Origin of the sequence: Streptomyces sp. NPDC053076, assembly GCF_044546845.1 — a bacterium.
Classification (GTDB): Bacteria; Actinomycetota; Actinomycetes; order Streptomycetales; family Streptomycetaceae; genus Streptomyces.
The window spans coordinates 760,841-782,488 of record NZ_JBITZL010000002.1 but is presented as its reverse complement, the minus strand read 5'-3'; the positions used below and the strand labels follow the sequence as shown (position 1 = coordinate 782,488).

Here is a 21,648-nt window from a genome sequence, read left to right as displayed (position 1 = left end):
CACCCCTCGGCCCGCGAAGAGCGGCCGGTAAAGTGGCCCGAGTCGTCATCACACCCGTACGGGGGGAAGCCGGTGCAATTCCGGCGCAGCCCCTTCCCCAGGTTCCCGGCTTCGCTCGAACAGGGGATGCCCCGGTCCGTACAGCGGCCCGGCCTCCGGACGGTGCGCCGGACCCTCTCGGACGGGACGTTGACCGGCTCACGTGCGTCGGCGGTCCGCCGCGCACCGCATCGTCGAGGTTCACGGAGCCGAGCCGCCCGGGGTCACCCGTGCGCTGCCCGGCTCCCCGCAGGAGAGGCAGTCGCCGACCATGAACGTCCGCCGCAGTGCCGCGGCTCTCGCCGCCGTAGGCGTGCTGGCCGCCGCCGCGCCCGCCACGGCCGCCGGCCCGTCCCCGTCCCCGAAGGTGACGGTCCCGTCCGGGCTGTACGGCAAGGGGGACCCGACGTACGACGCCGTGTGGCGGCAGTCGCTGACCCTGCTCGCCCAGCGGACGCTCGGCTACCGGCCGGCCACCGAGGCCGTCGACTGGCTCACCGGCCAGCAGTGCGCCAACGGCTCCTTCACCGCCTTCCGCGCCGCCCCCGCGAAGCCCTGCGACGCCAAGGCCAAGGCCGACACCAACAGCACGGCCGCCGCCGTGCAGGCCCTGGCCGCCACCGGCGGGCACGGCGGTGCCGTCACCAAGGCCGTGAACTGGCTGAAGTCCGTGCAGAACGAGGACGGCGGCTGGAGCTACTACCCGGGCGACCCCAGCGACACCAACTCCACCTCCGTCGTCATCGGCGCGCTGAGCGCGGCCGGTTCGGACCCGGCGGACGTCCGCAAGTCCGGCAAGTCGCCGTACGACGCGCTGCCCGCCTGGTCCATCCCCTGCGACCAGGACGGCGGCGGCGCCCTCGCCTACCAGCCGGACAAGAAGAGCGAGCTGCGCGCCAACGCGGACGCGACCGCGGCCGGTCTGCTGGGCGCGCTGGGCAAGGGCTTCGTGGCGGAGGCCGGCAAGGCCCCGGCGAAGGACGCCTGCGCCGGGGCCGGTCACCTCACCCGGGAGCAGGTGGCCGACAACGCCGGCGCGTACCTGGCGGCGGTCGTCACGAAGACCGGCCACCTCCAGTCCACCCTGCCTGGCGCCAAGGACCAGCCCGACTTCGGCAACACCGCGGACGCCGTCGTCGCGCTCGCCGCGGACGGCCGGACCGAGCCCGCGAAGAAGGCGTACGCCTGGCTGGAGAAGAACGCCGGCCAGTGGGCGACGCAGAGCGGTCCGGCCGCGTACGCCCAGCTGATCCTCGCCGCGCACGCGATCGGCGAGCAGCCGGGTGACTTCGACGGCACCAGCCTGGTCAGCTCCCTCAACGCGCTGGGCCCGGCCCCGCACATGGACTCCGGCGAGCACAAGGCGGCCTCGGAGAAGGAGGATTCGACGGCCGGCGTCTGGTGGACCGTCGGCGTCTGTCTCGTCGCCGGCATCGGCATCGGCTTCCTGATCAGCGGCCGGAAGAAGCGGCAGCCGTGACCGTCGTCCGCCGTGCCGTGCCGGCACTGGTCGCCGCGCTGCTGCTCCTCGGCTCCGCCGGGCCGGCCGGTGCCGCCGGCTACCGCTACTGGTCCTTCTGGGAGAGCACCGGTGGCCACTGGACCTACGCCACGCAGGGTCCGTCGTCGGCGCGGCCCGACGACGGCACCGTCCAGGGCTTCCGGTTCGCGGTGAGCGAGGACTCCGCGGACGCCAGCCGGCCGCGTGGTACGGCGGACTTCGACATGGTCTGTGCGGGTACGCCCGCGAAGTCCGGGACGAAGCGGGTGGCTCTGGTCCTCGACTTCGGCACGAGCGCGGACGCGCCGTCCGGCGAGACACCGCCGGGCCGGCGTACGGCGTGCGCGCGGGTGCCGTCCGACGCGACGAGCGCGGATGCGCTGGCCGCCGTGGCCAAGCCGCTCCGCTACGACACCAACGCCCTGCTGTGCGCGATCGCCGGGTATCCGGAGAAGGGGTGCGGGGAGCAGGTCTCCGCGACGGGTGCCGCGACGGGTGCCGCGAAGGGCAAGAGCGAGCCGGACGACAGCGGCCCCTCGCTGGGCTTGCCGATCGGCGCGGGCGCGGTCGCCCTCCTGGCGGCCGCTGCGGCATGGCAGGCCAGGCGGCGCCGCGATGCGTCGGACTGAACCCGGGCGCGGGCGACCGGGTGGGTGTGAGTGCGGGTGCGGGCAGCCGGATGAGTGTGGGTGCGTGCGGCCGGGGGCGTGTGGACGCGGGCGGTCGGATGAGTGTGGGTGCGCGCCGTCGGGTGAGTGCGCGTGCGCGCGGTCGGACGAGTGTGGGTGCGCGCCGTCGGGTGAGTGTGCGTGCGTCGTGGCCGGTCGCGCAGTTCCCCGCGCCCCTGGGGGGTTGCAGCGGCCGGAACTGAGGGTGCGCCGCAGGTGGTCTCCGACCGGTGGGCGCGCGCCGTCGGGTGAGTGTGGGTGCGCGCCGTCGGATGAGTGTGCGTGCGCGCCGTCGGGTGAGTCCGGGCGCGCGCGGTCGGGTGGGTGTGGGGGTGTGGTGGCCGGTCGCGCAGTTCCCCGCGCCCCTGGGGGGTTGCAGCGGCCGGAACTGAGGGTGCGCCGCAGGTGGTCTCCGACCGGTGGGCGCGAGCCGTCGGGTGAGTGTGGGTGCGCGCCGTCGGATGAGTGTGCGTGCGCGCCGTCGGATGAGTGTGCGTGCGCGCCGTCGGGTGAGTCCGGGCGCGCGCGGTCGGGTGGGTGTGGGGGTGTTGTGGCCGGTCGTATGGGTGCCCGTGTCGCTGGGGGGCCGCGGCTGGAGGGGGAGCGTGATGGGGGCGAGCGTGGTTCGGGGCGGTTCACCGTGCACCCCGGGGCCTGGTGGCTGTGGGCCCTTTCCCTCGGTACCGCCGCCACCCGCACCACCAATCCGCTCCTCCTCGCCCTCCTCATAGCCGCCTCCGGCTACGTCGTGGCGACGCACCGCTCCCCCGCCCCCTGGTCCCGCTCCTACTCCGCCTTCGCCCGGCTCGCCCTCGCCGTCATCCTCATCCGCGTCCTGTTCGCGGTGGCCCTCGGCTCCCCCATCCCCGGCACGCACACCCTCCTCACCCTCCCCGAAGTCCCGCTGCCGCACTGGGCGCAGGGCATCCGGCTGGGCGGCAGGGTGACCGCCGAGGCGGTCCTCTTCGCCGCCTACGACGGACTGAAGCTCGCCACCCTCCTGATCTGTGTCGGCGCGGCGAATGCCCTGGCCAGCCCCACCCGGCTGCTCAAGTCCCTGCCCGGCGCGCTGTACGAGACGGGGGTGGCCGTGGTCGTCGCCCTCACCTTCGCGCCCCACCTGATAGCCGACGTCCAGCGGCTGCGCGCGGCCCGCCGGCTGCGCGGCCGTCCGGACCGGGGCGTACGGGGCCTGCTCCAGGTCGGACTGCCGGTGCTGGAGGGCGCGCTGGAACGCTCGGTGGCGCTGGCCGCCGCGATGGAGGCCCGCGGTTACGGCCGTACCGCCGAGGTGCCCGCCCCCGTCCGCCGCACGACGGCCGCGCTCACCCTGGGCGGCCTGCTCGGGGTGTGCGCGGGAACGTACGGGCTGCTGACGGCGGAAGGGGGCGTGTACGGCGTTCCCCTGCTGCTCGCCGGAGTCGTCGCCGCGCTCGCGGGGCTGCGGCTGGGCGGGAGGCGTTCGCTGCGGACGCGGTACCGCCCGGACCCGTGGGACCTGCGCGCATGGCTGGTCACGGGCTCGGGGATCGCGGTGGCCGCGCTGCTGGCGCTCGCCTCCGTCCGCGATCCGCAAGGGCTGCATCCCGGCGTCGTACCCCTCGTCGCCCCGACGCTCCCGATCCGGCCCGCCGCGGCCGTCCTGCTCGCCCTGCTGCCCGCCTTCGTCGTCCCCAAGCCCAGTCCCAGGTCGAGCCCCAGACCCAGTCCCAGGCCCGGTTCCAGGCCCGGTCCCAGGTCGAGTCCCAGGCCCGGTCCCAGGTCGAGTCCCAGGCCCGGTCCCAGGTCGAGTCCCGAGCCCGACCCCATTCCCGAGCCCAGCCCCGAGCCCGGCTCCAAGCCCAGCCCCGAGCCCGGCCCCGAGCCCGGCTCCAAGCCCAGTCCCGAGCCCAGCCCCGAGCCCGGCTTCAAGCCCAGTCCCAAGTCCGTCCACAGGGAGCACTCGTGATCCGCTTCGAGGATGTCAGCGTGACGTACGAGGGCGCTGCCGAACCCAGCGTCACCGGCGTCGATCTCGAGGTGTCCGAGGGTGAACTGGTGCTGCTGGCCGGTCCGTCCGGGGTCGGCAAGTCGACCGTGCTGGGCGCGGTCAGCGGGCTCGTCCCGCACTTCACCGGCGGCACCCTGCGCGGACGCGTCACGGTGGCCGGCCGGGACACCCGTACCCACCAGCCGCGGGAACTCGCCGACGTGGTCGGCACGGTGGGCCAGGATCCGCTCGCGCACTTCGTGACGGACACCGTGGAGGACGAACTCGCCTACGGCATGGAGTCGCTGGGGCTCGCCCCGGAGGTGATGCGGCGCCGGGTCGAGGAGACCCTCGACCTGCTGGGCCTCGCCGGACTGCGCGACCGTCCGATCGCCACCCTCTCCGGCGGGCAGCGCCAGCGGGTCGCGATCGGCTCGGTGCTCACCCCGCACCCGCGGGTGCTGGTCCTGGACGAGCCGACCTCGGCGCTGGACCCGGCCGCCGCGGAGGAGGTGCTGGCCGTGCTGCAACGGCTGGTGCACGACCTGGGCACGACGGTCCTGATGGCCGAGCACCGCCTGGAGCGGGTGATCCAGTACGCCGACCGCGTCATCCTGCTGCCCGCCCCCGGCGCCGCCCCGGTCACCGGCGCCCCGGCCGAGGTGATGGCCGTCTCCCCGGTGTACCCCCCGGTGGTGGCCCTGGGCCGGCTGGCCGGCTGGTCCCCCCTGCCGCTGACTGTCCGCGACGCCCGCCGCCGCGCCGCCGGCCTGCGGGAACGCCTGGCAGCACGGACCCCTCACAGCGCCGCCGCGCCCTCGGAGAGTGCCGCCGCATTCGCGAGGAGTGCCGCCGCAGCCGTGGAGAGCCACCCTCCGGCCGGGGGTGGCGATGCCTTTGGGGCCGCGCCCGACCGGACCCGGCGAGCGGCCCCGGTCCCGGCCGGCACCGGCACCGGCACTGGCACTGGCACTGGCACCGGGCGCCGCTCCCTCTTCCGGCGCCGCTCCCCCGCCGCCGGCCCCGGGCCCGTGGCGCACACCGCCGAGGTCCGCTCCCTCTCCGTCCGCCGTGACCGCGTCCAGGCCCTCCGCCAGGTGGAGCTGACCGTGGCACCCGGCGAGACCATCGCCCTCATGGGCCGCAACGGCGCCGGGAAGTCCACCCTGCTCGGCTCGCTCGTCGGACTGGTGGAGCCGTCGGCCGGGACCGTCCTGGTCGGCGGTCTGGTTCCCCACCGCACCCCGCCCGGGGACCTCGTACGCCGGGTCGGTCTCGTCCCGCAGGATCCCCGCGAGCTGCTGTACGCCGACACGGTGGCCGCCGAGTGCGCCGCCGCCGACCGGGACGCGGGCGCCGCGCCCGGCACCTGCCGGGCCCTGGTGTCCGGGCTCCTGCCGGGCATCGCGGACGACACCCACCCCCGGGACCTGTCCGAGGGCCAGTGCCTGACGCTCGCGCTGGCCGTGGTCCTGACCGCCCGCCCTCCCCTCCTCCTGCTGGACGAGCCGACCCGCGGCCTGGACTACGCGGCCAAGGGCCGCCTGATCGCCGTACTGCGTGAGCTGGCCGCCGAGGGGCACGCGATCGTACTGGCCACGCATGACGTGGAGCTGGCCGCCGAGCTGGTCCACCGGGTGGTGCTGCTGGCCGAGGGCGAGGTGATCGCCGACGGCCCGACGGACGACATCGTGGTGTCCTCGCCGTCCTTCGCGCCGCAGGTGACGAAGATCCTGGCCCCGCAGCGGTGGCTGACCGTGGCCGAGGTGCGGGAGGCGCTGGCATGAGCCGCACCGCACGGGTGCGGGCCGTCCGGCTCGGCCCGCGCTCGCTCGCCGCCCTGGCGCTGACCAGCGCGGTGGGGGTGGTCGCCTTCTGCTGGCCCTTCCTCGCCCCGCCGTCCTCGCAGCTGAGCGCCCACGCCCAGGACGCGCCCTGGCTCTTCGCGGGTCTGCTGGTGCTGCTGGTGGCGGTCGTGGCGGCGACGATCTCGGAGTCGGCGCTCGGGCCGAAGGCCGTGGCCATGTTGGGTGTGCTGGCCGCGACGGGGGCGGCGCTACGGCCGATCGGGGCGGGCACGGCGGGGATCGAGCCGATGTTCTTCCTGATGGTGCTCAGCGGGCGGGTGCTCGGCCCCGGCTTCGGGTTCGCGCTGGGCTCGGTGACGATGTTCGCGTCGGCGCTGCTCACCGGCGGGGTCGGGCCCTGGCTGCCGTTCCAGATGCTGTCGATGGGCTGGTTCGCCATGGGCGCGGGTCTGCTGCCGGGCGGGACGGGGGCGCCCGCTCGCGCGGAGCCTGGACGCCGGGGGAGGCCGCGCGGCCGGGGCGAGCTGCTGCTGCTCGCCGGCTACGGCTTCCTCGCGGCGTTCGCCTACGGCACGGTCATGAACCTGGCCGGCTGGCCGTTCCTGTCCACCGCGGCCTCGAACATCTCCTTCGACGCCGGAGCCCCGGTCGGCACCAACCTGGCCCGCTTCGTCGCGTACTGCGTGGCCACCTCGCTCGGCTGGGACCTGGGCCGGGCCGTCTGCACGGTCGTGCTGACCCTGGCCCTCGGCCCGACGCTGCTGCGGGCCCTGCGCCGGGCCACGCGGCGGGCCGCCTTCGAGACCGCGGTCACATTCGACGGTCCCGGAGGGTGAGGCGGCGTGTGCGCGGTGTGAGCGGGCCGGTGAAGCGGCCCACATGACCCACGTCACCTACGACGCGGGGCCGTAGACATCTTTGTCCGATATGTCCCAGCGTGCACCCCTTCTGACCTGCGCATTGAGACCCACGCCACAGAGCGGACGTTCCTCGCTGATCCGGCCACAACTAGTAAAGGGGGTCATTGCGGACAGGTTCCGAGCCTGCTTGTCTGGACGACGTCGCCAGGCGCCACAGCCCACACGGGCCGCGGCGCCGACGCATGCGGCCACAGCGCGTGGCCCGTCCCATGCGGGCGATCCCCCGTCCCCGACGCAAGAGGTTCTCCGTGTCCGTCTCCTTCATCCGCCGCATCGCTTCCCCGAAGAAGGCCCTCACCACCGTCGCCGTGGCCGCCGCCACCGCCGGTATGGCTCTGAGCGCGGCGCCCGCCCAGGCCGCCACCACGTCGGCCTCCTCCGCTCAGGCGATCGCGCACAAGATGATCCCGGACGCCGCGCAGTTCACCGCGTTCAGCAAGATCGTCTCGCACGAGAGCGGCTGGAACCCCGCCGCCACCAACAGCTCCTCCGGCGCCTACGGCCTGGTCCAGGCCCTGCCGGGTTCGAAGATGTCCGCCGCCGGCGCCGACTGGAAGACCAACCCGGCCACCCAGATCAAGTGGGGCCTGGACTACATGAACTCCCGCTACGGCAGCCCGGCCAAGGCCTGGAACTTCTGGCAGGCCAACGGCTGGTACTGAGCCGCCCCGGCACCGGGCCGCGCCACCGCCGCACCAGCAGCAGCACCCGCACCCTCGCCCCGCACCGGGCGAGGGTGCGCGCGCACGTCCGGGCGCTTGCCGGCCGGCCATGACCCCCGGCCCCCGCCGCCTCTCGCGGACCGGCCCGCGCCGCCATGACCGCCGACCCCCGCGGACCGGCCCGCGCCGCCGGCCGGCCGTGACCGTCGCGCCCCCGCGGACGGGTGACCGGGCGGCTTCGCGGGGCCGGCCGGGACCGCGGCCCCTCCGGGTGGGCCGACCGGGCTGCTTCGCCACCGTTTCGGCGTGTCCTGTGTCACGCCCCGGGCGCTCCGGACGCAGGCTGCGCCGGGACACCTTCGGAGGAGCGATGCCGACGCCGACGCCGACGCCGATGCGGGATGCGGAGACGCGCGGGCTGCGGCTGGTGGCCGTGCTGCTGGTGCTGACCGTGGTCAGCGGGCTGATCGACGCCGTCAGCTATCTGGGCCTGGGCCGGGTCTTCACCGCCAACATGACCGGCAACGTCGTCGTCCTCGGCTTCGCCGCGGCCGGCGCCCCCGGTTTCTCCGTGCCCCACACGGCCACATCCCTGGTCTGCTTCCTGCTGGGCGCGGTGACCGGCGGCCGGTTGACGGCCCGCCACGGACGGGGCTCCCGGCGCAGCTGGGCCCGGCTGACCCTGGCGGCGGAGACGGTGCTGGTCGGCGCGTCGGCCGCCGTGGCCTTCGCCTGGCCGGACGCCGTCGGCACCCAGTACGCCCTGATCGCCCTCACGGCCCTCGCGATGGGCATGCGCAACGCCACGGTCCGCAAACTGGGCGTGCCCGACCTCACCACCACGGTCCTGACCATGACCCTGACCGCTCTGGCCGCCGAGTCCCGCCTCGGCGACGGTACCGGTCACCGTTCCCCGCGCCGCACGGCCGCGGCGTTCGCGATGGCCGGCGGCGCCTGTCTGGGCGCGTGGCTGGTCCTGCACCACGGCCTGGGCATCCCGCTGCTGATCGCGGCGCTGGCCTCGGCCGTACTGGCGCTGGTGGCGTCGGGCCGGGAGTGAGCGGCGCCGGGGTTCACTCGGCGACGACCCTCAGCTCCTTCACCCCGTTGATCCAGGCCGAGCGCAGGCGGCGGGGGTCGCCCGACAGGCGCAGCCCGGGCATCGCGTCGGCTATCGCGTGGAAGATCAGGTCGATCTCCAGGACGGCCAGGGACTTGCCGAGGCAGTAGTGGGGGCCGCCTCCGCCGAAGCCCAGATGGGGATTGGGATCGCGGGTGATGTCGAAGGTGTCGGGGTCGGTGAAGACCTCGGGGTCGTGATTGGCGGAGGCGTAGAACAGGCCGACCCGGTCGCCCTTCTTGATCAGCACGCCGCCCAGTTCCGTGTCCTGGGTCGCCGTCCGCTGGAAGGCGTTGACCGGAGTCGCCCAGCGGACGATCTCCTCGGCCGTGGTCGGGGGGCGCTCATGGGTGAAGAGGTCCCACTGGTCGGGGTGGGTGAGGAAGGCGTGCATGCCGTGGGTGATCGCGTTCCGGGTCGTCTCGTTGCCGGCCACCGACAGCATGAGCACGAAGAAGCCGAACTCGTCGGAGTTCAGATTGCCCTCGTCCTCCGCCGCCACCAGGGTCGTCACGATGTCGTGGGCCGGGCACCGCTTGCGGTCGACGGCCATGTTCATGGCGTAGGCGATGATCTCGGCGGCCGACCGGGCGCCGACCTCCTCGGTGATGGCGTATTCGGGATCGTCGTACGCGATCATCTTGTTGGACCAGTCGAAGATCTTGGACCGGTCCTCCTGCGGGACGCCGATCAGCTCGGCGATGGCCTGGAGGGGCAGTTCGCAGGCGACCTCGGCGACGAAGTCGAAGGGCCCGGAGCGGGCGCGGGCGGCGGCCACGATCGCCTCGGCGCGGGCGCGCAGCCGGTCCTCCAGCGCGCGGATGGAGCGTGGCGTGAACCCGCGCTGCACTATCTGGCGCACCCGCGTATGTTCCGGTGGATCCATGTTGAGCAGGATGAGCCGCTGCGCGTCGATCGCGTCGCGCCGGATGTGCTCGTTGAAGCGGATGATCGCGGTGTTGAGGGAGGAGGAGAAGAGTTCCGGGTGTGTGGAGACGTGCTTGACGTCGGCGTGCCGGGTGACGGCCCAGTAGCCGGTGTCGGCGAAGCCCGCGACGCCGTGCGGCTGCGGGATCCAGCGGACCGGTTCGGTCCGGCGCAGTTCGGCGAACTCCGGGAGGGGCACGCGGTGGTGCAGCAGGTCGGGGTCGGTGAGGTCGAACCCGTCGGGCAGCGCTGGACAGGGCATCGGCGTCTCCAGCCATCTGACGGACCATCAGCGGGTGCCGTGAAGGTAGTAACCGGTTCTACAAGTCGCAAGGGGTACGACATCCCCGATCGGTGCGGAAGTCGCACAGATCGCACCCTCGGCACCTGCAAGACCCTTGCGGTGATGGACGTCACGTCAGCAGACTGCTGAACAGAACTAGAACGCGTACTAGTTCTGGAGGAGAGCCCTCTCGGAGAGGACCCGCACCCATGGCCGCCGAACCCGTGATCGTCGAAGCCGTCCGCACCCCGATCGGCAAGCGCGGCGGCGCGCTCGCCAACCTGCACCCCGCCTACCTGCTGGGCGAGACCTACCGTGAACTCCTCGGCCGCACCGGCATCCCCGCCGACGCGGTCGAGCAGATCGTCGGCGGCACGGTGACGCACGCCGGTGAGCAGTCCATGAACCCCGCGCGCACGGCCTGGCTGACCATGGGCCTGCCCTACGAGACGGCGGCGACGACGGTCGACTGCCAGTGCGGGTCCTCGCAGCAGGCGTCCCACATGGTGGCCAACATGGTCGCGGCGGGCGTGATCGACGTGGGGATCAGCTGCGGCGTCGAGGCGATGTCCCGGGTCCCGCTGGGCTCCGGTTCCAAGCACGGTCCCGGCAAGCCGTTCCCCGACGAGTGGAACGTCGACCTGCCCAACCAGTTCGAGGCGGCCGAGCGCATCGCCCGGCACCGGGGCCTGACCCGGGAGAACGTCGACGCCCTGGGCCTTCGGTCCCAGGAGCGGGCGGCCCACGCCTGGGCGGAGGAACGTTTCAAGCGGGAGACGTTCGCCGTGCAGGTGCCCACGACCGAGGAGGAGCAGCAGGCCGGACAGGGCATGTGGCGGCTGGTCGACCGGGACGAGGGCCTGCGGGACACGTCCCCGGAGGCGCTGGCGGGCCTGAAGGCCGTGATGCCGATGGCCATCCACACGGCGGGCAACTCGTCCCAGATCTCCGACGGCGCGGCGGCGATCATGTGGGCGTCCAAGCGGATGGCCCGCGCCCTGAAGCTGAAGCCGAGGGCACGCATCGTCGCGCAGGCCCTCGTCGGCGCCGACCCGCACTTCCACCTGGACGGACCCGTGGACGCGACGCGCGCGGTGCTGGGCAAGGCGGGCATGTCCCTGAGGGACATCGACCTCGTGGAGATCAACGAGGCGTTCGCGTCGGTCGTGCTGAGCTGGGCTCAGGTCTTCGAACAGAGCCTGGACAAGGTCAACGTCAACGGTGGTGCGATCGCCCTGGGCCACCCGGTCGGGGCGACGGGCGCCCGCCTGATCACCACCGCCCTGCACGAACTGGAGCGCACGGACAAGGAGTTCGCGCTCATCACCATGTGCGCGGGCGGTGGACTGGCGACCGGGACGATCATCCAGCGGCTGTAGCGGCCCAGTTCCCGAAGGCGGTGAAGACGGCGGGGCCGAGGGTGAGGACCGGTCCCGCGGGGGTCTTGGAGCCGCGGACGGCGATGGTGGCGCAGAGGGATTCGGGGACTTCGACGCAGCCGGCAGGAAGGCGGCCGGGGCCTGGCCCTGCTCGATGCCGTGGCCGGCGCCCGGGAGGTGTCAGCGGGTGTCGGCGGCGGGAAGACCGTGTGGTGCGAGTGCCGCGTCGCCGGTCCCCAGGACTCGGGCGGTGAACCGCGCCAGGCGGGCCCGCAGTTCGTCACGCGGCACGCCGGCCGGTCCGGCCAGGTGTTCCACGAGGTCGGCCCGGACGGCGGCGAGCAGTGCGTGCGCGGTGAAGTCGCCGTCGGCGGCGAGGCCGGGGACCCGCTCCAGCACACCTCGCAGGAGGGCGTGCCACCGCTCGTAGTGTGCGGCGCCGTGGACGCCGCCGCTCCCGCCTTCCTCCAGGGCCAGGGCGAGACGGCGGTTGTCGAGCTTGAAGCACAGGAGGGCGTCGAGCAGGGCGAGCACCCGACGCGCCGGGGGTGTCGTGGGGCCCAGCGGGGGCGGCCCCGTCTCGACGGCCTCCCGGACCGGTTCGAGCCGGGCCTCGTACAGGGCGCGCAGCAGTCCGGTGCGGTCACCGAAGGCGCGGAAGAGGGTTCCCTTGCCGACCCCGGCCGCCGCCGCGACGTCGGCCATCGTGACGTCCTCGGGTGACTCGCGGCGGGCGAAGAGGTCGTCGGCCGCCGCGAGGACGGCCTCACGGTTGCGGGTGGCGTCCTTGCGGGGCTTGCGCTCGGGCACGCGTTCTCCTCCGATTGCAAAGCGGACCACGGGTCCGTATCGTCGGGACTCCTGAAAGCGGACCCTGGGTCCGGTTCTCTGGAAGGAGCATACCCATGCCCGCACCGACTTCTCCGGCGGACCTCTTCCGCCGCGGCCTGCGACTGCTGCTGGACAAGGACATCGCCGCCTGGGTCGGGCTGTGGTCCGACGACGGCGTCATGGAGTTCCCCTTCGCCCCTCCGGGCTGGCCCTCGCGCCTGGCGGGCAAGGAGGCCGTCGCCGCCTACATGCGCGACTACCCCGACCACATCGATCTGCGGGACTTCCCCGACCTGAAGATCCATGAGACGACCGAGCCGGAGACCATCGTGGTCGAGATGCGCGGCACGGGGCGCCTGGTGAGGACCGGCGACCCCTTCGACATGACCTACATAGCCGTCGTGACCGTGCGGGACGGGCGGATCTGCGCCTACCGCGACTACTGGAACCCCCTCGCCGTCCTCGAACCGGGCGCCGACTTCACCCGGAGCGGCCGATGAGCACCACCGGAACCACGCTGGTGACCGGCGCCACCGGCACCACCGGCAGCCGCACGGCTGCACGGCTGGCGGCGGCCGGTCACCTGGTCAGGGCGGCGAGCCGGCACGCGGCACCCGTCCCGGGCGCGCGGCCGGTCGCCTTCGACTGGCACACGCCGGACACCCACGCCGCCGCGCTCGACGGAGTGGACCGCGTCTACCTGGTACCGCCACCGGGCGACCCGGAACCGGCGGCGGTCATCCTGCCGTTCCTGGAGCGCGCCCGCCGGGCCGGGGTGCGCCGCGCGGTGCTCCTCAGCTCCTCGGCGATCGCCGAGGGCGACCCGGTGACCGGGGTGGTGCACCAGGCACTGCCCGGCCTGATCGAGCAGTGGGCGGTGCTGCGCCCCTCCTGGTTCATGCAGAACTTCACCGGCACCCACCCGCACGCGCACAGCGTCCGGGCCGAGGGCGTCCTGCGCAGCGCCACCGGGGACGGCCGGGTCGGCTTCGTCGACGCCGAGGACATCGCGGCGGTCGCCGCCCGCGCACTGACCGACGAGCACGCCCCGAACGCCGATCTGGTCCTGACCGGGCCGGAGGCGCTGTCGTACGACGATGTCGCCGCGCTGCTCACGGAGGCCACCGGCCGGCCCGTGGTCCACCACCGGCTCTCCTACGAGCAGCTGCGCGACCGCCTCGCCGCACAGCTACCGGCGGAGTTCGCCGCGCTGCTGGCCGGGATGGACCGGGACATCGCGGCCGGCGCCGAGGACCGCGTCACCGACATCGTGCGGGCCGTCACCGGACGGCCCGCCCGCTCTCTGCGCACGCACCTGGCGGCGGCGCTGGGCACCGGCGGTGGCTGACGGTCACCGGTCGGCGGCGGCCACCACACCCTCGGAACCGGCGGGTGCCGCCTTCGCCGTGCCGATCCGGCTGCCGGCCCGCACGGCGGCCCGTGGCCCCTGGAAGAGGTAGGACAGGCCGAAGCCCGCGCTCACCACCACCGCGCCGCCGACCGCGTCCAGCACCCAGTGGTTGCCGGTGGCCACGATGGCCGAGACGGTGAACAGGGGGTGGAGCAGTCCCAGGGCCTTCATCCACCACTTCGGGGCGATGACCGCGATGACCACCCCGCACCACAGGGCCCAGCCGAAGTGCAGCGACGGCATCGCCGCGTACTGGTTGGTCAGGGCGGTGAGGGTGCCGTAGTCCGGCTTGGCGAAGTCCTGGACGCCGTGGACGGTGTCGATCATCCCGAGGGTCGGCATCAGACGCGGCGGGGCCAGCGGGAAGAGCCAGAAGCCGATCAGGGCGAGGAAGGTGGCGAAGCCGAGGGAGGCGCGTGCCCAGCGGTAGTCGACCGGGCGGCGCCAGTACAGGACGCCGAGGACGGTCAGCGGGACGACGAAGTGGAAGGACTCGTAGTAGAAGTCGAAGAAGTTCCGCAGCCAGTCGATCCTCACCACGGCGTGGTTGACCGCGCGTTCGATGTCTATGTGGAGGAAGCGCTCCAGGTCGAGGACCAGATGGCCGTGGCGCTCGGCCGCGGCCCGGCCCGCGGAGTTGCTGCCGCCGGTCGCGGCGAGACGCACCTGCTGGTAGGCCGCGTACACGACGCGGAGGAGGAGCAGCTCCAGCAGGAGGTTGGGGCGGGTGAGGACCCGGCGCAGGAACGGCAGCAGCGGGACGCGGCCGAAACGGGCCGGCACCGGCGCCGCGCACTCCGTCGCGATCGGCGTCCGGTAGTACGGCGAGGACCGGGACAGGAAGGGTACGGCCGTGGCGGCGGCCAGCGCCGCGAGCAGCACCAGGTTGTCCCGCAGCGCGTACAGCACCGCCATGTTCGGCAGCATCATCTGCGCCGGGAGCATCGTGACGAGGACGACCGCGACCGGCCAGACGTAGCGGTCCGAGGCCCGCTTGCCGACCCGGCCGACCACGGCGAGCAGCACCCACAGCAGCTGGTGCTGCCAGGTGGTGGGCGAGACGGCGACGGCGGCGCACCCGGTGACGGCGACCGCCAGCAGGAGCTGGCCGTCGTGGGCGTAGCGGACCGCGCGGCGCAGCGCGAGCGTGGCGACGGCGGCGCCGAGCAGCAGGAAGAGGGCGACCTCCAGGGAGCCGGTGAGGCCCGCGCGCAGCAGGGCGCCGTGCAGGGACTGGTTGGCGAGGGCGTCGGCCGCGCCGCCGAGGCCCGCGCCGGCCATGTGGTGCACCCAGTAGGTGTGCGAGTCGTGCGGCAGCGCCGCCCAGGCGAGCGCGGTGCAGGCGGCGAAGGTGCCGGCCGTGGTGCGGGCGGCCCGGCGGCGGCCGGTGAACCACAGCAGCGGGGCGAAGAGCAGGACGGTCGGCTGGAGGGCGGCCGCCAGCCCCATGCACAGGCCGCTCGCGCGTTCCCCGCGTACGGTGAAGCAGCCGAGCAGGACGAGCAGCACCGGCATGATGCTGGTCTGGCCGAGCCACAGGGTGTCGCGGACCGGCAGCGACAGCATGAGCAGGCTGACGGCGACCGGGGCGGCCAGCAGCGAGGTGCGCCGGCTGACCGGCTTGGGCAGCGCGCGGGCGGCCACCAGGCCGAGGGCGGCGACCAGCAGCAGGGTGCCGAAGGTCCAGCCCCAGCCGAGGGCGGCCTCCGCCGCGCGGGTGAGGGGTCTGAGGACCAGACCGCCGAAGGGCGTGCCGGTGAACCGCGTCGAGTCGTAGATCGAGCCCTTCACGTGCAGGACGCCTTCGGGGCCGACCCAGGTCTCCAGGTCGGTGAGCCGCTCGCTGCTGGGGGTGGTCGCGAGGACGGCCACCTGCCGTACGGCGAGGATCGTGGCCACCGCCCACAGGGCGAGCCGGGTCGCGCGCAACCGCGCCCCGATCCCCTGCCCGCCGAAGACCTCCGCCGGTCGCCCGCTGTGCTCCACGTTCGCCACGCCTCGTCGGCCTCCCGCCCCGTCCGTCCCGCCCGCCCTCGCGCGTCGGGTTTCCCTCCGCGCTTCCCATGAGGCTCGCAGACCCCCCGAAGAAGGACGCGGGCAACCCCTCATTCACCTGACATCCGTCTCTTTTTGGCCGGAAGGCGATCGTCGCCCGCGCCTCCGGTTGCATGCCGGGAGCGCGAGAAGGATCACATCGAGCAGGAGGAATGGCGCTGTGTGAACGGGCAGACGTACCTGCGTATCCACGGTTTAGCTGCACTCTGCAGGTAACCGCATACAGCACGTAAAGGGCGCAAGAGCCCCTATGGTCGTTTTTCGGCCCGGCGTACGTCACCGCCGCCGTCTCGGGCCCGTCTCTGTCCCCGTCGAAAGGTAGGCGAGCCCCGTTTTGGCGACCGCCACTGCCGTCACCCCGCATCTGAAGACCCGGCGGGCCACCACGGCCCGCGACGTCACCGTCACCGACCCCGCGCTGGTCAAGCGCGCCGTCAAGGCGGCGGCGCTGGGCAACGCGATGGAATGGTTCGACTTCGGTGTCTACAGCTACATCGCGGTCACGCTGGGCAAGGTGTTCTTCCCGTCCGGCAACCCGACCGCACAGCTGCTGTCGACGTTCGGCGCCTTCGCGGCGGCCTTCCTGGTCCGCCCGCTCGGCGGCATGGTCTTCGGCCCGCTGGGCGACCGTGTCGGCCGCCAGAAGGTCCTCGCCGTCACCATGATCATGATGGCGGCGGGCACGTTCGCGATCGGTCTGATCCCGTCCTACGCGACGATCGGCGTCGGCGCGCCGATCCTGCTGCTGGCCGCCCGTCTGGTGCAGGGCTTCTCCACCGGCGGCGAGTACGCGGGCGCGTCCACCTTCATCGCCGAGTACGCGCCGGACAAGAAGCGCGGCTTCTTCGGCAGCTGGCTGGAGTTCGGCACGCTCGCCGGTTACATCGGCGGGGCCGGCCTGGTCACGCTCATGACGGCCTTCCTCTCCTCCGACGACCTGCTCTCCTGGGGCTGGCGCGTCCCGTTCCTGATCGCCGGCCCGATGGGCATCATCGGCCTGTACCTGCGGATGCGGCTGGAGGAGACCCCGGCCTTCGCGGCAGAGGTCGAGAAGGCCGAGGCCGCCCGGCCCAAGGTGCCGCTGCGCGAGATGGTCACGGGCCAGTGGAGGACGCTGCTGCTGTGCATGGGCCTGGTGCTGGTCTTCAACGTCACCGACTACATGCTGCTGTCGTACATGCCGAGCTACCTCACCAGTGAGCTGAAGTACGACGAGACGCACGGTCTGCTGGTCGTGCTCGCCGTGATGGTCCTGATGATGGTCGTCCAGCCGTTCGCCGGTGCCCTGACCGACCGGGTCGGCCGTCGTCCGGTGATCGCGGCGGGCTGTGCGGGGTTCCTGCTGCTGTCCGTCCCCGCCCTGCTGCTGATCCGTGAGGGCAGTCTGCTGGCGGTGGGCCTGGGCATGGGCGCGCTGGGCCTGCTCCTGGTGTGCTTCACGGCGGCCATGCCGGCCGCGCTGCCCGCCCTCTTCCCGACCCGGGTGCGCTACGGCTCCCTGTCGATCGGCTTCAACGTGTCCGTGTCGCTGTTCGGCGGGACGACCCCGCTGGTCGTGACCGCGCTGATCGGGGCGACGGGCAACATGATGATGCCCGCGTACTACATGATGGCCGCGGCCGTCGTGGGTGGTGTCGCGGTGTGGCGGATGTCCGAGTGCGCCGGACGCCCGCTGCCGGGTTCCGCACCGTCCGTGGAAGCCCGGTAAGCACCGCAGGGTGCGGGGCGTGCGCCGGGGTGCGGTGAGCACCGCAGGGGTGCGAGCTGCCCCGGGGTCGGTAGGCGCCGAAGGGGTGCGGGACGTGCGCCGGGTGCGGGTCCGCCGTGGCCGCCCGCTTCCCGCGCCCTCTCCCCCTCCCCGGTGCCTCCCCTTGCCCTTCGGGGGCGCGGGGAGGCGCCGCCGGGTCGCGCTGACACCGGAACCGCCGCCACACCGGCACCGTCTGTAACCCTGTGACACGCGCCCGGATACTCACCGTCGTCCTCGCTCTGCTCGGCGTTCAGCTCGGTTGGCTGATGGCCCCCGCCTACGCCTGTGGCTGCGGTGCGATGGTGCCCGGTCCGGCCACCCGCATCGCCGTCTCCGAAGAGCGGTCCGTCCTGCGCTGGGACGGCCGGCGGGAGCAGATCGTGATGCGGCTGACGGTCGACGGCGACGCCGAGCACGCCGCCTGGATCATGCCGGTCCCGCACCGGGCGACCGTCCGCCTCGGCGACCCCGCCCTCTTCGCCCAGCTGGCCAAGGCCATCGCCCCCGTGCACCGCACCCGGTACCACTTCTGGCCGGAGAACGGCGACTGGCCCTTCGACGACCACGACATCACCGACGGCGCCCCGCCCCCCGCGGCCCCCGGCGCCACCGCCGTCGGCGTCGTCGGCCGCCAGCGGCTCGGCCCCTTCGACGTGGCCCGCCTGACCGCCACCGACCCGGCCGCCCTCCAGGACTGGCTGCGCGACCACGGCTTCTCACTGCCCGCCCGGCTGAAGACCGCCCTGCGGCCGTACGTCGACCGGCACTGGGAGTACGTCGCCGTCCGCCTCGCCCCCGACACGCACGGCACCCCGCTGCACGGCGCCCTCGACCCGCTGCACCTCACCTTCGCCGCCGACCGGCCCGTCTATCCCATGCGCCTGTCCCGGCTGGCCACCACCCCGCAGTCGCTCGGCCTGTACGTGCTCGCCGCACACCGCATGGAGACGAGCGGGACGATCGGCGGCGCGCCGCCCGGCGTGGTGTTCGCCGGCCGGCTCGACACCCGCGAAGGCGCCCTGGGGAGGCTGACCGCCGGCACCCCGTATCTGACGGCGCTCACCCAGAGCTTCCCCGACCCCGCCCGCATCTCCGGCGACCACGAGCTGCGCCGGGCCGCCGCGGACACGCCGGTCCAGCAGGTGATCTACGAGGACGAGTTGCGCCGGGTCGCCGGGATCCCGGCCTGGTCGCTGACGGTCGGCGGGGTGCCGGCGCTGGTCGTCACAGCGGTCGCCCTGGTCGTCGTACGGCGCTCGCGGCGGCCGGTGACTCCCCCGCCGCCGGTCTACCCGCCCGCGCCGCTCGGCTGAGATCATCGAAGAGGGCAGGGCGGTACAGCCCCCGGCAGACACTCGGGAAAGGCAGCAGGCGCTATGAGCGGGTCGCAGGTCTGGGACGACGTCGACGACTACTTCATCAGCCATCTCTCACCGGACGACGATGCACTGCGGGCGGCCCTGCGGGAGAGTGAGGCCGCCGGGCTGCCGAGCATCGCCGTCACGGCCGCGCAGGGCAAGTTCCTCCAGTTGCTCGCACAGTTGCAGGGCGCCCGGAACGTCCTGGAGATCGGCACGCTCGGCGGGTACAGCACGATCTGGATGGCGCGTGCCCTGCCCGAGGACGGCAGGCTGATCTCGCTGGAGTACAGCGCCAAGCACGCCGACGTGGCCACCCGCAACATCGCCCGGGCCGGGCTGGAACGGGTCGTGGAGGTGCGCGTGGGGCCGGCCCTGGAGTCGCTGCCCAAGCTCGCCGACGAGAACCCGGCCCCCTTCGACCTGGTCTTCATCGACGCGGACAAGGCCAACAACCAGCATTACGTGGAGTGGGCGCTGCGGCTCACCCGCGCGGGCAGCCTGATCGTCGTGGACAACGTGGTGCGCGGCGGCCGGATCGCCGACGCGGGCAGCACCGAGCCGGACGTGGCCGGCACCCGCGCCGCGATCGAACTGATCGCCACGCACCCGCGGTTGAGCGGTACGGCGCTGCAGACGGTCGGCAGCAAGGGCTACGACGGGTTCGCGCTGGCCCGGGTGCTGGGCTGAGCCCGGGTGCCGGACTGAGCCCGGGTGCCGGACTCAGCCCGGGGCAGGCCGCGTGCGGGGCTCAGACCTCGTGGTAGAAGCCGACGTTGACGCTGCTCGGCGCGGTGCGGTCCTGGACGATGATCTCGCCGGACCCGCCGTAGGGCAGCGGCACGGTCGCGCCGTAGCCGACGGGCTGCACGTGCGGCCCGGAGGTGAGCCGGACCTCGGACGCCGGGTCGGGCTGGGAGCCGCGCACCCACGTCAGCTGCCAGGTGCCGTCCGGGCCGCACAGGAACTCCAGGTGGACGCGGGAGATGAACAGCCAGTCCTCGGGGGTGACGAGCCGGCACACCGCCGCGTCGCGGCCGACCCGCAGCACGGCGCCGGGCTCGCTGGGCGCCTCGGCCATCGTCATGCCGGCCGTGGCGCCCGCGTCCGCCCCCGAGACGGCGGCCATGGTGAGTTCGAGCACGAGCGATCCCCCTGAGACGTCCTGGTGCGGTGGGCGGAATGCCGTACCGCCGCCGCATGATAAAACGCCCGGCGGGGTCCCGTCCGGCACAATGGGTCCATGACCGAGCGAAAGCCACCGGGTGTTCCGTTCGAGTCCTGGGTGGACAAGCAGATCCGTGACGCGCAGGGGCGCGGGGAGTTCGACCGGCTGCCGGGAGCGGGAGCGCCGCTGCCCACCGAGGTCGACTCCACGTACGACGAACTGTGGTGGGTCAAGCGGAAGATGGTGCGGGAGGGGCTGGCCCTGCTGCCGCCCGCGCTCGCGCTGCGCAAGGAGGCGGAGGACGCGCTGGCGGCAGCCTACGCGGCCCCTTCGGAGCGGATCGCCCGGAAGATCATCGAGGACGTCAACGTGCGGATCCGGGACATGATGTTCAAGCCGCCGCCCGGCCCGCCGCTGGGGAAGAAGCCGTACGACGTGGAAGAGGTCGTACGCGAGTGGCGGCAGCGCAGGGCTGCCGCCGAGGTCAACCCGCCGGAGTCAACCGTGTGACAGACCCCGGCGCCCACGCGAGCGACGCCGGCGCAGGACCGTCCCCGAAGAGGACGCGTCGGCGTGGGCCGTGTGACAGACATCCGGCGCGCACGCGGCTCGGCCGCAGCGCAGGGCTGCCGCCGAGCGGAACGCGCCGGAGTCAACCGTGTGCCGCCATCCGGCGCGCACGCGAGCGACGCCCACGGAGGACCGCCGCCGAAGGGGTAAGCGCCGAAGGGGTAAGCGTCGGCGGTGCAGCAGGCGTCCGGCGCGCACGCGGCCGGCGGCAGCGCAGGGCTGCCGCCGAGCGGAACGCACCGGAGTCAGCCGTGCAGCAGGCGTCCGGCGAGTTCCCGGTAGTCGCGCAGGGCGAGCCGCAGTTGCTCGGTGTCGGTCTCGGCGCCGGGCCCGCGTCCCTCGGTGCCCTCCCAGGACATCCGCAGGGTGCGGCGCCGCTGCGTCACGGCCTCGCTGAATCGCGCGGCGATCTCCTCCAGCGTCCGGTCGGCCTGCTCGACGGCCACCCTGGGCTCGTCCACGAAACCGCCGACCACCTCCCGCAGCTGCCGCTCCCACCGCTCGCTCTCCTCCTGGGCGAGCAGCGGCGCACCGGTGCCGGAGGACCCGTTGCCGGTCTCGCCGACCGTGCCGGTGCCGGGAGCCGCCGTGCCGCCGGGGGTCTCGCCGACCGTGCCGGTGCCGGGAGCCGCCGTGCCGCCGGGGGTCGTCGGCGAGGTGTCGCCTCCCAGGTGGCCGGTGGTGCCCGCCTCGCCTCGGCCGGTACCGCCGGGGGCGGGCTCGCCGAGCCCGTTGTCGGGCATCCGGTCCTCCTCGGCGGACGCCGCCCGCTCCGTCCGGTGGCTGGCGGTGAACCCGGCGTCCACCCCGGTCCCCATGTCCTCCGTACCGGGACGGAGCCCCTCGGTGCCGTGCCACTGCCCGGCGTCCGGGCCGCCCGACCGCCCGGCCTCGGGGACCCCCGCCGGTCCCGGCGGCGGCTGGGGGGTGTTCCCCGGGATGCGGTCGTCGCCCGTCAGACCCTCACGGCCGGGACCGGTCGAGCCGGGCAGCCGGCTCGCGTCCCCGCCCGTACCCGGCCCCCCGGGCAGCCGCTCTCCGGGCAGCTGCTCTCCGGGCAGCCGCTCCTCGGGCCTGGCTTCCCTCGATATGCGCCGCCCCGGCGCCGCGTCTCCCGGCGCCCACTCGTCCTCCGGCGTCATCCGCTCGTCACCCGGCACGACCTCGTCGGCGGGCCGCTGTGCGGAGCGCCGGGCGTCACCCGGATCGCTCGTCCTGTCCGACATGGT

General features: G+C 73.8%; 20 protein-coding genes. 14 read left to right on the top strand and 6 right to left on the bottom strand.

Translation table 11 applies throughout. The features are described 5' to 3' along the window. The first annotated feature begins 310 nt into the window (after nucleotides 1-310). The 7 genes from ACIGYR_RS10730 to ACIGYR_RS10700 all read left to right on the top strand — a co-directional run bounded on the left by ACIGYR_RS10730 (nucleotide 311) and on the right by ACIGYR_RS10700 (nucleotide 8,627). Nucleotides 311-1,519: a prenyltransferase/squalene oxidase repeat-containing protein gene (locus ACIGYR_RS10730; RefSeq protein WP_399596508.1), complete on the top strand. Its 1,209-nt coding sequence runs from the start codon at nucleotides 311-313 to the stop codon at nucleotides 1,517-1,519. Then, nucleotides 1,516-2,169, top strand: a complete 654-nt coding sequence (locus ACIGYR_RS10725) for an SCO2322 family protein (protein WP_399595760.1) — start codon at nucleotides 1,516-1,518, stop codon at nucleotides 2,167-2,169. Before ACIGYR_RS10730 ends, ACIGYR_RS10725 begins: the two co-directional genes overlap by 4 nt. Before the next feature lie 679 nt (nucleotides 2,170-2,848). Continuing rightward, nucleotides 2,849-4,156, top strand: a complete 1,308-nt coding sequence (locus tag ACIGYR_RS10720) for an energy-coupling factor transporter transmembrane component T (RefSeq protein WP_399595762.1) — start codon at nucleotides 2,849-2,851, stop codon at nucleotides 4,154-4,156. Continuing rightward, nucleotides 4,153-5,964 (top strand): ABC transporter ATP-binding protein, encoded by a 1,812-nt coding sequence (locus ACIGYR_RS10715; RefSeq protein ID WP_399595763.1) that lies wholly within the window; start codon nucleotides 4,153-4,155, stop codon nucleotides 5,962-5,964. The genes ACIGYR_RS10720 and ACIGYR_RS10715 overlap by 4 nt, the downstream gene beginning before the upstream one ends. Continuing rightward, entirely contained in the window at nucleotides 5,961-6,821 is an 861-nt protein-coding gene (locus ACIGYR_RS10710; protein ID WP_399595765.1) for an ECF transporter S component, read from the top strand. Before ACIGYR_RS10715 ends, ACIGYR_RS10710 begins: the two co-directional genes overlap by 4 nt. Nucleotides 6,822-7,153: 332 nt before the next feature. Further along, the gene (locus tag ACIGYR_RS10705) at nucleotides 7,154-7,567 is read left to right on the top strand and encodes a transglycosylase SLT domain-containing protein (protein ID WP_391838714.1); all 414 of its coding nucleotides are present in this window, start codon (nucleotides 7,154-7,156) and stop codon (nucleotides 7,565-7,567) included. A gap of 370 nt (nucleotides 7,568-7,937) precedes the next feature. Next, nucleotides 7,938-8,627 (top strand): YoaK family protein, encoded by a 690-nt coding sequence (locus ACIGYR_RS10700; RefSeq protein WP_399595767.1) that lies wholly within the window; start codon nucleotides 7,938-7,940, stop codon nucleotides 8,625-8,627. Between the two features lie 13 nt (nucleotides 8,628-8,640). Here ACIGYR_RS10700 and ACIGYR_RS10695 read toward each other — a convergent pair whose 3' ends face one another. Next, a complete protein-coding gene (locus tag ACIGYR_RS10695; RefSeq protein WP_399595769.1) occupies nucleotides 8,641-9,876 on the bottom strand; it encodes a cytochrome P450 in 1,236 nt (411 codons plus the stop codon). A gap of 230 nt (nucleotides 9,877-10,106) precedes the next feature. On the opposite strand from ACIGYR_RS10695, the gene ACIGYR_RS10690 reads away from it, so the two are divergent. Continuing rightward, on the top strand, nucleotides 10,107-11,276 hold the full coding sequence (locus ACIGYR_RS10690) for a steroid 3-ketoacyl-CoA thiolase (protein WP_399595770.1): 1,170 nt from the start codon (nucleotides 10,107-10,109) through the stop codon (nucleotides 11,274-11,276). Here the strand turns inward: ACIGYR_RS10690 and ACIGYR_RS10685 are convergent. Together ACIGYR_RS10685 and ACIGYR_RS10680 are read right to left on the bottom strand one after the other, a co-directional pair. Continuing rightward, nucleotides 11,260-11,460: a DUF397 domain-containing protein gene (locus tag ACIGYR_RS10685; protein WP_399596509.1), complete on the bottom strand. Its 201-nt coding sequence runs from the start codon at nucleotides 11,458-11,460 to the stop codon at nucleotides 11,260-11,262. The genes ACIGYR_RS10690 and ACIGYR_RS10685 overlap by 17 nt on opposite strands. Next, nucleotides 11,457-12,086: a TetR/AcrR family transcriptional regulator gene (locus ACIGYR_RS10680; protein WP_391838706.1), complete on the bottom strand. Its 630-nt coding sequence runs from the start codon at nucleotides 12,084-12,086 to the stop codon at nucleotides 11,457-11,459. The genes ACIGYR_RS10685 and ACIGYR_RS10680 overlap by 4 nt, the downstream gene beginning before the upstream one ends. A gap of 95 nt (nucleotides 12,087-12,181) precedes the next feature. On the opposite strand from ACIGYR_RS10680, the gene ACIGYR_RS10675 reads away from it, so the two are divergent. Together ACIGYR_RS10675 and ACIGYR_RS10670 are read left to right on the top strand one after the other, a co-directional pair. Further along, a complete protein-coding gene (locus ACIGYR_RS10675) occupies nucleotides 12,182-12,607 on the top strand; it encodes a nuclear transport factor 2 family protein (protein ID WP_399595771.1) in 426 nt (141 codons plus the stop codon). After that, entirely contained in the window at nucleotides 12,604-13,455 is an 852-nt protein-coding gene (locus ACIGYR_RS10670; protein WP_399595772.1) for an NAD(P)H-binding protein, read from the top strand. Before ACIGYR_RS10675 ends, ACIGYR_RS10670 begins: the two co-directional genes overlap by 4 nt. A gap of 3 nt (nucleotides 13,456-13,458) precedes the next feature. Here ACIGYR_RS10670 and ACIGYR_RS10665 read toward each other — a convergent pair whose 3' ends face one another. Further along, nucleotides 13,459-15,513, bottom strand: a complete 2,055-nt coding sequence (locus ACIGYR_RS10665) for a bifunctional glycosyltransferase 87/phosphatase PAP2 family protein (RefSeq protein ID WP_399595774.1) — start codon at nucleotides 15,511-15,513, stop codon at nucleotides 13,459-13,461. A gap of 394 nt (nucleotides 15,514-15,907) precedes the next feature. Here ACIGYR_RS10665 and proP point away from each other — a divergent pair, with 394 nt between their 5' ends. The 3 genes from proP to ACIGYR_RS10650 all read left to right on the top strand — a co-directional run bounded on the left by proP (nucleotide 15,908) and on the right by ACIGYR_RS10650 (nucleotide 19,371). Beyond that, complete coding sequence (gene proP, locus ACIGYR_RS10660) at nucleotides 15,908-17,281, top strand: glycine betaine/L-proline transporter ProP (RefSeq protein WP_391838698.1); 1,374 nt, start codon at nucleotides 15,908-15,910, stop codon at nucleotides 17,279-17,281. Nucleotides 17,282-17,526: 245 nt separating this feature from the next. After that, nucleotides 17,527-18,636: a DUF2330 domain-containing protein gene (locus tag ACIGYR_RS10655; protein ID WP_399595776.1), complete on the top strand. Its 1,110-nt coding sequence runs from the start codon at nucleotides 17,527-17,529 to the stop codon at nucleotides 18,634-18,636. Between the two features lie 63 nt (nucleotides 18,637-18,699). Continuing rightward, nucleotides 18,700-19,371 carry an O-methyltransferase gene (locus tag ACIGYR_RS10650; RefSeq protein WP_399595777.1) on the top strand — a complete coding sequence of 224 codons (672 nt, stop codon included), beginning with the start codon at nucleotides 18,700-18,702 and terminating at the stop codon, nucleotides 19,369-19,371. 61 nt (nucleotides 19,372-19,432) lie between these two features. Here ACIGYR_RS10650 and ACIGYR_RS10645 read toward each other — a convergent pair whose 3' ends face one another. Beyond that, nucleotides 19,433-19,825 carry a hypothetical protein gene (locus ACIGYR_RS10645; protein ID WP_391838694.1) on the bottom strand — a complete coding sequence of 131 codons (393 nt, stop codon included), beginning with the start codon at nucleotides 19,823-19,825 and terminating at the stop codon, nucleotides 19,433-19,435. A gap of 99 nt (nucleotides 19,826-19,924) precedes the next feature. Between ACIGYR_RS10645 and ACIGYR_RS10640 the strand changes: the two genes are divergently transcribed. Then, nucleotides 19,925-20,359: a DUF1992 domain-containing protein gene (locus tag ACIGYR_RS10640; protein WP_399595778.1), complete on the top strand. Its 435-nt coding sequence runs from the start codon at nucleotides 19,925-19,927 to the stop codon at nucleotides 20,357-20,359. A 305-nt stretch (nucleotides 20,360-20,664) separates the two neighbouring features. Here ACIGYR_RS10640 and ACIGYR_RS10635 read toward each other — a convergent pair whose 3' ends face one another. Further along, entirely contained in the window at nucleotides 20,665-21,645 is a 981-nt protein-coding gene (locus tag ACIGYR_RS10635; RefSeq protein WP_399595779.1) for a hypothetical protein, read from the bottom strand. Nucleotides 21,646-21,648: the final 3 nt, after the last annotated feature.